The 12,938-nt window shown below is 61.0% G+C and carries 9 protein-coding genes; all 9 read right to left on the reverse strand.

The window, feature by feature from the left end:
• Window positions 1–63: 63 nt before the first annotated feature.
• The 9 genes from purB to purE all read right to left on the reverse strand — a co-directional run bounded on the left by purB (window position 64) and on the right by purE (window position 12,907).
• The gene (gene purB / locus MTP36_RS10835; protein ID WP_015538205.1) at window positions 64–1,509 is read right to left on the reverse strand and encodes an adenylosuccinate lyase; all 1,446 of its coding nucleotides are present in this window, start codon (window positions 1,507–1,509) and stop codon (window positions 64–66) included.
• Window positions 1,510–1,676: 167 nt separating this feature from the next.
• Window positions 1,677–5,369 (reverse strand): phosphoribosylformylglycinamidine synthase, encoded by a 3,693-nt coding sequence (locus MTP36_RS10840; RefSeq protein WP_249250241.1) that lies wholly within the window; start codon window positions 5,367–5,369, stop codon window positions 1,677–1,679.
• Window positions 5,370–5,570: 201 nt separating this feature from the next.
• Window positions 5,571–6,875 carry a phosphoribosylamine--glycine ligase gene (purD, locus tag MTP36_RS10845; RefSeq protein WP_249250250.1) on the reverse strand — a complete coding sequence of 435 codons (1,305 nt, stop codon included), beginning with the start codon at window positions 6,873–6,875 and terminating at the stop codon, window positions 5,571–5,573.
• A 200-nt stretch (window positions 6,876–7,075) separates the two neighbouring features.
• A complete protein-coding gene (locus tag MTP36_RS10850; RefSeq protein WP_249250251.1) occupies window positions 7,076–8,257 on the reverse strand; it encodes a phosphoribosylaminoimidazolecarboxamide formyltransferase in 1,182 nt (393 codons plus the stop codon).
• Between the two features lie 33 nt (window positions 8,258–8,290).
• A complete protein-coding gene (locus MTP36_RS10855; RefSeq protein ID WP_117554064.1) occupies window positions 8,291–9,091 on the reverse strand; it encodes an IMP cyclohydrolase in 801 nt (266 codons plus the stop codon).
• A gap of 185 nt (window positions 9,092–9,276) precedes the next feature.
• Window positions 9,277–9,873 carry a phosphoribosylglycinamide formyltransferase gene (gene purN / locus MTP36_RS10860; protein WP_113992924.1) on the reverse strand — a complete coding sequence of 199 codons (597 nt, stop codon included), beginning with the start codon at window positions 9,871–9,873 and terminating at the stop codon, window positions 9,277–9,279.
• The gene (gene purM, locus MTP36_RS10865; RefSeq protein WP_249250253.1) at window positions 9,867–10,913 is read right to left on the reverse strand and encodes a phosphoribosylformylglycinamidine cyclo-ligase; all 1,047 of its coding nucleotides are present in this window, start codon (window positions 10,911–10,913) and stop codon (window positions 9,867–9,869) included. The genes purN and purM overlap by 7 nt, the downstream gene beginning before the upstream one ends.
• A 4-nt stretch (window positions 10,914–10,917) precedes the next feature.
• On the reverse strand, window positions 10,918–12,396 hold the full coding sequence (gene purF, locus MTP36_RS10870) for an amidophosphoribosyltransferase (protein ID WP_112090240.1): 1,479 nt from the start codon (window positions 12,394–12,396) through the stop codon (window positions 10,918–10,920).
• Between the two features lie 10 nt (window positions 12,397–12,406).
• Complete coding sequence (purE, locus tag MTP36_RS10875; RefSeq protein ID WP_015538199.1) at window positions 12,407–12,907, reverse strand: 5-(carboxyamino)imidazole ribonucleotide mutase; 501 nt, start codon at window positions 12,905–12,907, stop codon at window positions 12,407–12,409.
• Window positions 12,908–12,938: the final 31 nt, after the last annotated feature.

Consider the following 12,938-nt stretch of genomic DNA (forward strand, 5'->3'; position numbering starts at 1 on the left):
CAAGGCACAAACGCAAAAAAGGAGAAGCCCGCGGGCTTCTCCTTTTTGCAATTTATACTGTCATCAGACGCTCAGGGAGGCGTGCTGCTCTACATCCTCGGGGTCAGCATCGAAAATGGGCTGCAGGACGTTGGCGATAAACTCCTCCACCTGCTGGGGTGCACGGCCCACAAAGTTTTCCGGCACAAGCCCCGCCACGATCTCCTCGCGGGTCAGGCCAAAGGCCGGGTCTGCGGCAATGCGGTCCACCATATCGTTGGGCAGACCCTCTTCCTTGACCTGCTTACCGGCGGCGATGGCGTGCTGGCGCAGACGCTCGTGCAGTTCCTGACGGTTACCGCCCTTTTCCACAGCCTGCATCATGATGTTCTCACTGGCCATGAAGGGCAGCTCCGCCATCAGGCGGCTGCGTACCACCTTGGGGTACACCACCAGACCATCAGTAACGTTGAGCATGATGTTCAGGATGGCGTCAGTGGCAAGGAAGCCCTCGGCCATAGCCACGCGCTTGTTGGCGCTGTCGTCCAGCGTGCGCTCAAACCACTGGGTGCCGGTGGTAAAGCTGGGGTTCAGTACATCCACCATCAGGTAGCGGGCAAGGGCGCAGATGCGCTCGCAGCGCATGGGGTTGCGCTTATAGGGCATAGCGGAAGAACCGATCTGGTTCTTCTCAAAGGGCTCCTCCATCTCCTTGAAGTTCGCCAGCAGGCGCAGGTCGGTGGCAAACTTCATGCAGCTCTGGCCAATACCGGCCAGTGCGTTCAGGATAAAGGCATCCACCTTGCGGCTGTAAGTCTGACCGGACACCGGCACAACAGCCTTGGGGTCAAAGCCCATCTCCTTTGCAATGGAAGCATCCACGGCGCGGATCTTGTCGGCATCGCCCTTGAACAGCTCCATGAAGGAAGCCTGCGTGCCGGTGGTGCCCTTGACACCGCGCAGCTGCAGGGTAGCCAGACGATGGTCGATCTCAGCCAGATCCATCACCAGCTCGTTGGCCCACAGGGTAGCGCGCTTGCCCACAGTGGTGGGCTGTGCGGGCTGGCAGTGGGTGTAGGCCATGCAGGGCATATCTTTGTACTCCTTGGCAAAGTGTGCCAGCTTTGCCAGCACACCCACCAGCTTTTTGCGCACCAGCTCAAGACCCTGCCGCATCACGATGATGTCGGTGTTATCGCCCACATAGCAGCTGGTGGCACCCAGATGGATGATACCGGCTGCCTTGGGGCACTGCTGACCGTAGGCGTAGACGTGGCTCATCACGTCGTGGCGCACCAGCTTTTCCCGCTCGATGGCCACTTCGTAGTTGATATCGTCCACATGGGCTTCCAGCTCGGCTACCATGTCCGGGGTGATGTTGGTCAGACCCTGATCCATTTCGGCACGAGCCAGTGCCACCCACAGCCGCCGCCATGTGCGGAACTTGTTGTCGTCCGAGAAGATGTACTGCATCTCATCGGAAGCGTAGCGGGTGGAAAAAGGGCTGATATAGCGATCATGCTGTGACATTGGTTGTTTTCCTCCTGAAAATAACCCTCTCAGTCTCGCTTTGCTCGCCAGCTCCCCCGAGGGGGGAGCTTTTTGCGCTCTGCGGGTCAGCACCGGAAAACCTCCCCCTTTCGGGGGAGGTGGCACGCCGCAGGCGTGACGGAGAGGGTTTTCTTCTTATTCTACCATCAAACCTTGAAATAGTCCACGCCGCCCTCAAAGATCGGCTGGTATTTATCGCCGGTGACGTTCTTGTACAGGTATTCGCCGCTGCGCTCGGAGTGACCCATCTTGCCGAACACGCGACCGTCCGGGCTGGTGATGCCCTCGATAGCCAGCACAGAGCCGTTGGGGTTGAAGCTCTGATCCATGGTGGGCACGCCGGCAAGGTCTACATACTGGGTAGCCACCTGACCGTTGCGCAGCATGGTGTCCAGCACCTCCTGCGGAGCCACAAAGCGGCCCTCGCCGTGGCTGATGGCGATGGTGTGCATCTCGCCCACCTCACACTTGCTGAGCCACGGGCTGCCGGTGGAAGCCACGCGGGTATGCACCAGCATGCTCTGGTGACGGCCGATGGTGTTGAAGGTCAGGGTGGGGTCGCAGGCGGTGATGGGGCGGATATCGCCGTAGGGCACAAGACCCAGCTTGATCAGTGCCTGGAAGCCGTTGCAGATACCCAGCATCAGGCCGTCGCGCTGCTGCAGCAGACGGCGCACAGCCTCGGTGACCGCAGGATTGCGGAAGAAGGAGGCGATGAACTTGGCGCTGCCGTCCGGCTCGTCGCCGCCGGAGAATCCGCCGGGCAGCATGACGATCTGGCTTGCGTCAATGGCCTTGACCAGCGCCTCGCAGCTCTCGGCAACGTCGGCGGGGGTCAGGTTGCGCACCACCAGAATTTCGGGGTCGGCACCGGCGCGGGCAAAGGCCTTGGCGGTGTCGTACTCGCAGTTGGTGCCGGGGAACACCGGGATGATGACCTTGGGCTTTGCCACACCGATCTTGGGTGCAGCGGGAGCGGTCAGGCTGCCGTTGATCTTCTCCACGGCAGGGCCGGCCTTGCGGTAGGGGTACACAGGCTCCAGCTTGCTCTCCCAGATCTCCTGCAGCTCGGCCATATCCAGCTTTTCGCCGCAGGATTCAAAGGTGTACTCCTTGGTGGTCTCGCCCAGCAGCATACCGGCGGGAGAATCGGACACCATTTCCAGAATGATGGAGCCGTACATAGGCTCGAACATCTGGTGGGTGGTCATATCTGCACGCATCTTGAAGCCGATGCGGTTGCCCAGACCCATCTTGAACAGTGCCTCGGCAATGCCGCCGTAGCCCACGGAGCAGGCAGAGGCGACCATGCCCTCCTCGATCATGTTCTCCACGATCTTGTAGTTTGCCTTCAGGGAGAAGAAGTTGGGGCAGCCGGTCTCCGGGTCGATGATGGGCCGCACGAGCACCACGGTGCTCTCAGGCTTCTTGAACTCGGTAGAAACTACGCGGCTTGCCTTGCCGATGGCAGTGGCAAAGGACACCAGCGTAGGAGGCACATCCAGCTGCTCAAAGGAGCCGGACATACTGTCCTTGCCGCCGATGGAAGCAATGCCCAGACCGATCTGTGCATCCAGTGCGCCCAGCAGGGCAGCCAGCGGCTTGCCCCAGCGCTCGGGCTTGTTGCCCAGACGCTCGAAGTACTCCTGGAAGGTCAGGTAAGCGTCCTCGTAGCGGAAGCCGGTGGCTACCAGCTTGGTCACACTCTCAATAACAGCCATCCGTGCACCCACATACTGGTTGGCGCTCATCAGATAGGGGTTGTAGCCCCATGCCATGCCGGAGCAGGTGGTGGTCTCGCCGTCCACCGGCAGCTTGGCTACCATAGCGTTCTGGGGGGTCAGCTGGTATGCACCGCCAAAGGGCATGAGCACGGTGGCAGCGCCGATGGTGGAGTCGAACCGCTCGGAAAGGCCCTTCTTGCTGCAGACGTTCAGATCGCCCACCATGGACTTCATCTTCTGGCTGAAGGTCAGGCCGGCCCACTGGGGCTGCCAGACGCTGCCCTTTTCCACATGGACGTTCTGGTGCTTTTCAGCACCGTTGGAGTTCAAAAACTCGCGGCTGATGTTCACGATGGAAACGCCGTTCCACACCATGTTCAGGCGCTTTTCCTCAGTGACCTTCGCCACAGGGGTAGCCTCGAGGTTCTCCTCGGTGGCAATGGCGATGAACTTGTCCACATCCTCCGGGGCAAGGGCCACAGCCATGCGCTCCTGGCTCTCGCTGATGGCCAGCTCGGTGCCGTCCAGACCCTCGTACTTCTTGGTGACCTTGTTCAGGTCGATGTACAGGCCGTCGGCCAGCTCACCGATGGCAACGGAAACGCCGCCGGCACCAAAGTCATTGCAGCGTTTGATCATCTTGCAGGCATCCTCGCGGCGGAACAGGCGCTGCAGCTTGCGCTCGATGGGCGCATTGCCCTTCTGCACCTCGGCACCACAGTGCTCCAGACTGTCCAGCTTGTGCGCCTTGGAGGAACCGGTAGCACCGCCGATGCCGTCACGGCCGGTGCGGCCGCCCAGCAGCACGATCACATCGCCGGGAGCGGGGCACTCGCGGCGGACGTGGGAGGCAGGGGTAGCGCCCACAACAGCGCCGATCTCCATGCGCTTTGCCACGTAGCCGGGGTGGTAGATCTCGTCCACCTGACCGGTAGCCAGACCGATCTGGTTGCCGTAGGAGGAGTAACCGGCGGCTGCGGTGGTGACCAGCTTGCGCTGGGGCAGCTTGCCGGGCATGGTCTCGCTGACCGGCTTGAGCGGGTCGCCTGCGCCGGTGACGCGCATAGCCTGATAGACGTAGCTGCGGCCGGACAGCGGGTCGCGGATGGCACCGCCGATGCAGGTGGCAGCGCCGCCGAAGGGCTCGATCTCGGTGGGGTGGTTGTGGGTCTCGTTCTTGAACAGGAACAGCCAGTCCTCATCCTTGCCGTTGACGTCACACTTGATCTTAACGGTGCAGGCGTTGATCTCCTCAGACTCGTCCAGATTCTTCAGGATGCCCTGCTTCTTCAGCTCCTTGGCACCAATGGTGGCAAGATCCATCATGCAGCGGGGCTTGTTCTCGCGGCCCAGCTCGGTGCGCATCGCCATGTAGCGGTCAAAGGCCTCCTGCACCACAGCATCGTCGATCTGCACATCGTCCAGAATGGTGCCGAAGGTGGTGTGGCGGCAGTGATCGGACCAGTAGGTATCGATCATCTTGATTTCGGTGATGGTGGGGTCGCGCTGCTCGGTGCGGAAGTACTCCTGACAGAACTTGATATCCCCCAGATCCATGGCCAGACCCTTTTCCTCGATGAACTTGGCAAGACCTGCCTCATCCAGCTGGTTGAAGCCCTCCAGCACTGCCACGGCAGTGGGCACGGGGTACTCCATCTTCAGGGTCTCTTTGGTCTCCAGAGAAGCCTCGCGGGCTTCCACGGGGTTGATGACATACTTTTTGATCTCGGCCACCTGCTCGGGGGTCAGAGCACCCTCCAGCAGATAGACGCGGGCAGAGCGCACCAGCGGGCGCTCGCCCTGACTGATGAGCTGGATGCACTCGGCAGCAGATGCTGCGCGCTGGTCGAACTGACCGGGCAGGTACTCCACCGCGAAGGACACGCCCTCGGCAGCGGGCAGTTCGGCGTAGGTGTTATCCACCGGCGGCTCGCTGAATACGGTGCTGACGCACTGGTTGAACAGTGCCTCATCGATGCCTTCCACATCGTAGCGGTTCAGCAGGCGCAGACCGGTCAGGTCCTTGATGCCCAGCAGGCTGGTGAGTTCGTTTTTCAGACCGTTTGCCTCGACATCAAAGCCGGGCTTTTTTTCCACATAAATACGATAGACCATTGGGTAGGTTCCCCCTTTGTATTCTTTGAACCGACCCTCTCAGTCACGGCTTGCGCCGTGCCAGCTCCCCCGAAAGGGGGAGCTTTTTCTGCTGACGGAAAGTACTGCGTTCGATGGAAAGCATAGGCTCATCCATTTTCTCGCATAAAGCTCCCCCCTCGGGGGAGCTGTCGCCGCAGGCGACTGAGAGGGTATTCTTTCTTACTGCTTCTCTGCCAGCGCTTTCAGGGCACGCAGGCCGATATCGCTGCGCTTATGCAGCTTTTCAAAGCTGATCTTCTCGGTCGCTTCATAGGCGTGGCTCAGGGCGTTGGTCAGGCGCGGGCCGGTGGCGGTAACGCCCAGCACGCGGCCGCCGTTGGTCACAAGCTGGCCGTCCTCGGTGATGGCAGTGCCGGAGTGGTACACCGTCACGTTCTCCTCGCCGGGCAGCTGACCATCCACAAGGCCGGAGATGGGCTTGCCCTTCTCATAGGCCACGGGGTAGCCGCCGGAGGCCAGAATCACGCAGGCCGCAGCACCATCGGAGAACTTGACCTCCTGCTCTGCCAGCGTGCCGTCGGTGCAGGCCTGCATGATGTGCAGCAGGTCGCTTTCCAGCAACGGCAGCACCACCTGCGTTTCGGGGTCGCCGAAGCGGCAGTTATACTCGATGACCTTGGGGCCGTCCGGGGTGAGCATGAGGCCGAAGTACAAACAGCCCTTGAAGGGGCAGCCCTCGGCGTTCATGGCGCGGATGGTGGGCAGGAAGATCTTTTCCATGCACTCCGCAGCCACCTCCGGGGTATAGTAGGGGTTGGGGGCGATGGTGCCCATACCGCCGGTGTTCAGACCGGTGTCGTGGTCGTTGGCGCGCTTATGGTCCATGCTGGAGACCATGGGCTTGACCACCTTGCCGTCCGTAAAGCTCAGCACACTGACCTCCGGCCCGGTGAGGAACTCTTCCACCACCACATGGTTGCCGGATGCGCCGAACTTTTTGTCCAGCATGATCTCCTTGACGCCATCAGCGGCCTGCTGCTCATTTTCACAGATGAGCACGCCCTTACCCAGTGCAAGGCCGTCTGCCTTGATGACCACCGGGTACTTGCCCTCGGCGCGGATGTAATCCATGACCTTTGCGGGGTCATCGAAGGTCTCGTACTTTGCGGTGGGGATGCCGTATTTCTTCATCAGGTCCTTGGAGAACACCTTGGAAGCCTCGATGCGGGCAGCGGCCTTGTCCGGGCCAAAGGCGGGGATGCCCACCTTTGCCAGTGCGTCCACCATGCCCAGTGCAAGGGGGTCGTCCTGCGCCACTACAACGTAATCAAACTTTTCTTCCACTGCAAAGCCCACCATGGTATCCACATCGGTGGCCTTGATGTTTTTGCACTTAGCGTCATAGCTGATGCCGCCGTTGCCCGGTGCGCACCAGATCTCGCCGCAGTCGGGGCTCTTTTTCAGTGCCTTGATGATGGCGTGCTCGCGGCCGCCGCCGCCCACTACCAAGATTTTTTCAGCCATATCATTCACCTTCCCGTTTTTGAATGACCCTCTCAGTCATTGCTGCGCAATGCCAGCTCCCCCGAAAGGGGGAGCTTTTCCGCTGACGACAGGTACTGCGTTCAACGGATGGAGCATTCCTGCCCGTTTTCCCGCATAAAGCTCCCCCCTCGGGGGAGCTGTCGCCGTCAGGTGACTGAGAGGGTTCGTTCCTTTTTTCCTTAGTGATGGAACAGCCGCAGGCCGCAGAAGGCCATGGCGATGCCGTACTTGTTGCAGGTATCGATGACCTGCTGGTCGCGGATGGAGCCGCCGGGCTGCACGATGGCGGTCACGCCGGAGCGGCGGGCGCGCTCGATGTTGTCACCGAAGGGGAAGAAGGCGTCCGAACCAAGGCAGACACCGGTCACCTTGCTGAGGTAAGCCTTCTTTTCCTCGGCGGTCAGCGGCTCGGGCTGGCGGGTGAAGGTCTCTGCCCAGACATCATCACCGATGACGTCCTCCGGGGTATCGCCGATGTAAACATCAATGGCGTTGTCGCGGTTGGGCTTTGCCACATCGTCACGGAAGGGCAGATCCAGCACCTTGTCCATGTGGCGCAGCTGCCAGTTGTCGGCCTTCTGACCGGCCAGACGGGTGCAGTGGATGCGGCTCTGCTGGCCGGCGCCCACGCCGATGGTCTGACCATTATAGGTGTAGCACACGCTGTTGGACTGGGTGTACTTCAGGGTGATGAGAGCAATGACGAGGTCGCGCTTCTGCTCCTCGGTCACATTCTTATTCTCGGTGACCCAGTTGTTCAGCATGGTGTCGGCGTTGATGACCAGCTCGTTGCGGCCCTGCTCGAAGGTGATGCCGTACACCTGCTTGTGCTCGATGGGAGCGGGCTTATAGGCGGGGTCAATGGCGACCACATTGTAGTTGCCCTTCTTTTTGCCGGACAGGATGGCCAGTGCCTCCGGCTCGTAGCCCGGGGCGATGATACCGTCAGAGACTTCGTGCTGGATCAGCTTTGCGGTGGGCACATCGCAGATGTCGGACAGGGCGATCCAGTCGCCGAAGGAGGACATCCGGTCTGCGCCGCGGGCGCGGGCATAAGCACAGGCCAGCGGAGAAAGCTCGGTCTCCGGGGCAATGTGGTACATCCGGCGCTCCACCTCGGTCAGGGGCAGACCCAGTGCTGCGCCCGCCGGGGAAACGTGCTTGAAGGAGGCCGCTGCGGGCAGACCGCAGGCGGTTTTCAGTTCTTTGACCAGCTGGATGGAGTTGAGGGCATCCAGAAAGTTGATGTAGCCGGGCTTGCCGTTCAGCACGGTAACGGGCAGGTCGGAGCCATCTTCCATATAAATGCGGCTGGGCTTCTGGTTGGGGTTGCAGCCGTACTTCAGTGCGAGTTCATTCATTGGTGCATCCTCCTTATATCCTAAGGTTTACTCTTATTCTTCCTCGGCGTCAAGCTTTTTGAGCAGTTCCAGTTCCTCGGGCAGCAGTTCCGGCTCCTCAGGGTCGTCAAGGTCGCTGCACACCGGATCATATTTATTAAAGATCATATCGCCGCTCTCGCCGGTATCCAGATCGATGACCCGAGCAAACAGGCTCACCTTATTGTCCAGATTCAGGCTGCTCCACATATCGTGGGCAAAATCGCCGATGGTGCGGGGGCAGGCAAAGCGCAAAGGCTCACCCTCAAAGCTGGGGATGGGGTTGCCGTTGTGCTTGTAGGTGCTGATGAAGTGGCCCTCGCCTGCAACGGGCTGGGGGTAATCAAAGAAATAGCGCTGCACGCTGTCGCCGTTGCCATCGGCAGACTTGAGGATGCTCATCTGGTAGCTGCCGTCGGCGTACACCACCGCGGAGATGCGGGGGGTGTAGTTGGGGCAGTCCGGCTCAAAGGTGCGGGTGCGCAGGGCGTCTGCAAAGCTCTTGCCCTGACTCATCAGGTCAAAAATGGTGTCGGTCTGGTCGCCGTTGGTCACGATATGGGTCTTGCCAAGGGTCAGCACCGGGTTATAAATGATCAGGCTGGGATCCTCCAGCTTTGCGGGGTCTGCCGCCACGGTGCAGATGCCGCCGCGCTCGGGCACGGGGTCAAACACGCGGTTGCGGCTGTTCTCGCTGCGTCCCATGATAAAGTAGCCGATAAACATCTGCCGTCCGTCCGGAGCCATTGCCACAGCAATGCCGCGGCCGGGGTACTCGTTGGAGGCCAGATACTCGTTCAGGTTGATCTTTTCCATTGTTGTTCTCCCTTGCATTTTTGTTTTCAAAGAGCAACTCTCGGCTCCCCCTTTGGGGGAGCTGGCGCGTCAGCGCCTGAGAGGGCGAACCTCTTTGCGGAGGCAACTTCCCCGCCCTCTCCGTCACGGCTTACGCCGTGCCACCTCTCCCAAAGGGAGAGGCAAGAACAACGCTCTGCAAGCTTTCAGCAGATCTCTCCGCTGCACACCATAGCTACCGCCTTGGGCAGCAGCTTCCATTCAGCCTGCTCCATCACCCGTTTTTGCAGCACCTCGGGGGTGTCGCCGGGCAGGATGTCCACGGCCTTTTGCAGCAGGATGGGCCCGCCGTCGCACTCCTCGTTGACAAAGTGGACGGTGGCGCCGGTCACCTTGCAGCCACGAGCCAGTGCAGCCTCATGGGGACGCAGGCCGTACATTCCCGGCCCGCAGAAGGAAGGGATCAGCGCCGGGTGCACGTTCAGGATGCGGCGCGGATAGGCCGCGATGACGCTGGGGCCCAGCACGGACAGAAAGCCTGCCAGCACCACCAGATCGATCTTGTGCGCCCGCAGCGTTTCCAGCAGCGCAGCGTCAAATTCCTCGCTGGCAGCGTAGTCCTTGCGGCGCACCACGCAGCCCTCTACGCCCGCCTTTGCGGCGCGTTCCAGCGCAAAGACGCCGGGCTTGGAGGCCACTACCAGCGTAATTTTACCATTGGGGTTCTCGCCCCGGGCCTCGCTGTCCAGCAGCGCCTGCAGATTGGTGCCGCCGCCGGACACTAACACGGCAATGTTCAGCACAGCTCCACGCCCTCACCTTCTGCGATGACGCCCAGACGGTAAGCCTCCGGCTCGCCGTTGGCGTGCAGGATCTCCAGTGCCTTGTCGGCCTGCTCGGCGGGCACGGTGAGCACCATGCCCACGCCCATGTTGAAGGTGTTGAACATATCGTGCTCGGAGATGCCGCCCACCTTCTGCATCAGGTGGAACAGGGCGGGGGTGCGCACGTCTGCCTTGTTGATGCGGGCGCAGCAGCCCTTTTTCAGGCTGCGGGGGATATTCTCGTAGAAGCCGCCGCCGGTGATGTGGGAGATGCCCTTGACCTGCACCTCTTCCAGCACCTTCAGCACGGGCTTGACGTAGATCTTGGTGGGAGCCAGCAGCGTCTCGCCAAGGGTCTTGCCGCCCAGCTCGGCGGGGGTGGAGAACAGCACATCGGGGTCGGCGTCGATGTTGAACACCTTGCGCACCAGCGAGAAGCCGTTGGAGTGCACACCGGTGGAGGGCAAGGCGAGGATCACGTCACCGGCTGCCATGGTCTCGTTGTTCAGGATCTTCTCCTTGTCCACAACGCCTACGGTGAAGCCGGCCAGATCGTACTCGTCCTCTGGCATCATGCCCGGGTGCTCAGCAGTTTCGCCGCCCACCAGAGCGCAATCGGCCTGCACGCAGCCCTCGGCCACGCCCTTGACGATGTTGGCGATCTTTTCCGGCACGTTGCGGCCGCAGGCGATGTAATCCAGGAACACCAGCGGCTTTGCACCGGCGCAAATGACATCGTTGACGCACATGGCCACGCAGTCGATACCAATGGTATCGTGCTTATCCATGATCATGGCTACCTTCAGCTTGGTGCCCACGCCATCGGTGCCGGAGATCAGCACCGGATGCTTGTAGCCGGTGCAGTCCAGCTCAAACAGGCCGCCAAAGCCGCCCAAGCCGCCGATGCAGTGCTCGTTCATGGTACGGGCGACATACTGCTTCATCAGCTCCACAGAGCGGTAACCGGCGGTAATGTCCACGCCTGCTGCGGCGTAGCTTTCAGAATAGCTCTTTTCCATGTTCTTACTCTCCTAACTTTTTGGCGTCCTTGGGACGGTCGTTCAGGTGACGGTCGTGAATATCGGTAGAAAGCACACTTTCCGGCTCTACGGCATACTCGCCGGTAAAGCAGGCGGTGCAGAAACCGCATTTTGCGTTTTTGGCAAGCTGGACAACGTGCTCGTTAGACAAATAGCCCAGCGTATCGGCGCCGATGACCTCGTTGATCTGCTCCAGCGTGCGGCCGGTGGCCACCAGCAGCTTCTGGTCCGGGATATCGGTACCAAAGTAGCACGGATACTTGAAGGGAGGCGCAGAGACCATAAAGTGCACCTCGGCAGCACCGGCATCCCGCAGCAGCTTGATGATGCGGGCGGAGGTGGTGCCGCGCACGATGGAGTCATCCACCAGCACCACGCGCTTGCCTTTGACGGTGCTGGACACCACGTTCAGCTTGATGCGCACGCTGTTCTCGCGCTGCTTCTGGCTGCCCTGAATGAAGGTGCGACCGATGTATTTGTTTTTGATAAAGCCGATGCCGTAGGGGATGCCGCTCTCCTGCGAGTAGCCCAGTGCTGCATCCAAGCCGGAATCCGGCACGCCGATGACCACATCCGCCTCCACGGGGTGCTCCTGTGCAAGGAAGCGGCCTGCCTGCTTGCGGGCCTCGTGCACCGAGCTGCCCTCGATGACGCTGTCCGGGCGGGCGAAGTAGATGAACTCGAACACGCACATCTGGGTGTCCGGGCGGCCGCAGTGATCCTTGATGCTGCGCAGTTCGCCGGTCTTGGTGTCCACCACTACGATCTCGCCGGGCTCCACGTCCCGCAGCAGGGCGGCACCGGTGGCATCCAGTGCGCAGCTCTCGCTGGCAAAGACGTAGCCGCCGCCGGGCAGGGTGCCGATGCACAGGGGACGGTAGCCCCGGGGGTCGCGCACCGCGATGAGCTTGGTGGCAGACATGATCACAAGGCTGTACGCGCCCTCCAGCACGTCCATGGTCTTGCTGATGGCAGTTTCGATGCTGCCCATGCGCAGACGGTTGCGGGTGATGAGGTAGCAGATGACCTCGGTATCCGAGGAGCCGTGGAAGATGGCGCCCTCGTTTTCCAGCTGGCGGCGCAGCTCCACAGCGTTGGTCAGATTGCCGTTGTGGCACAGCGCCATGGTGCCGCGGCCATGCCGGACGATCATGGGCTGGGCGTTGGCGCGGACACGGGTGCCGGCGGTGGCGTAGCGCACATGGCCGGTAGCCATGTGTGCCGTGGTGGTGGACAGGCTTGCCAGCACCTCCGGGGTGAACACCTCGTTTACAAGGCCCAGATCCCGGTGGCCGGTGATCACGCCGTCATCGTTGACGGCAATACCGCAGCTCTCCTGCCCGCGGTGCTGCAGCGCATACAGGGCTGAATAAGCCGCTGCGGCCACATCCTCGGTACCGGCACGGTCGTAGATGCCGAAAACGCCGCACTCCTCATGCAGCGGATATGCAAAATCAGACATTGGTTCTCCTTTACAGCTCGTTCAGTTCGTTTTGCAGCTTTTCTTCCTTTGCTGCGATCTGCTGTGCCATGGATACGCGCTCAGCCTCCAGCTTTTCAGCCAGTGCGTCATCGCTCAGTGCCAGAATTTCAGCAGCCAGCCATGCGGCGTTTTTGGCACCGTTCAGTGCCACCGTTGCCACCGGGATGCCGCTGGGCATCTGCACGGTAGCCAGCAGAGCGTCCAAGCCATCCATCGCGCCGCCCTTCATGGGGATGCCAATGACCGGCAGGGTGGTGTTGGCGGCAAAAGCACCTGCCAGATGTGCTGCCATACCTGCCGCGCACAGGATAACGCCAAAGCCGTTGGCCTTTGCATTTTTTGCAAAGGCTGCTGCCTCGGCGGGGGTGCGGTGTGCCGAAAGGATATGTGCCTCAAAGGGGATATCCAGTGCTTTCAGCTGGGCACAGGCCCCCTTGACCACCGGCCAATCGCTGTCCGAACCCATAATCACTGCCACTTTACGAACCATTTTCCAAAGCCTCTCTTTCTCAACTGTCCAA

The organism is Faecalibacterium sp. I4-1-79, from assembly GCF_023347235.1.
In the GTDB taxonomy this organism is placed as follows: Bacteria; Bacillota; Clostridia; order Oscillospirales; family Ruminococcaceae; genus Faecalibacterium; species Faecalibacterium tardum.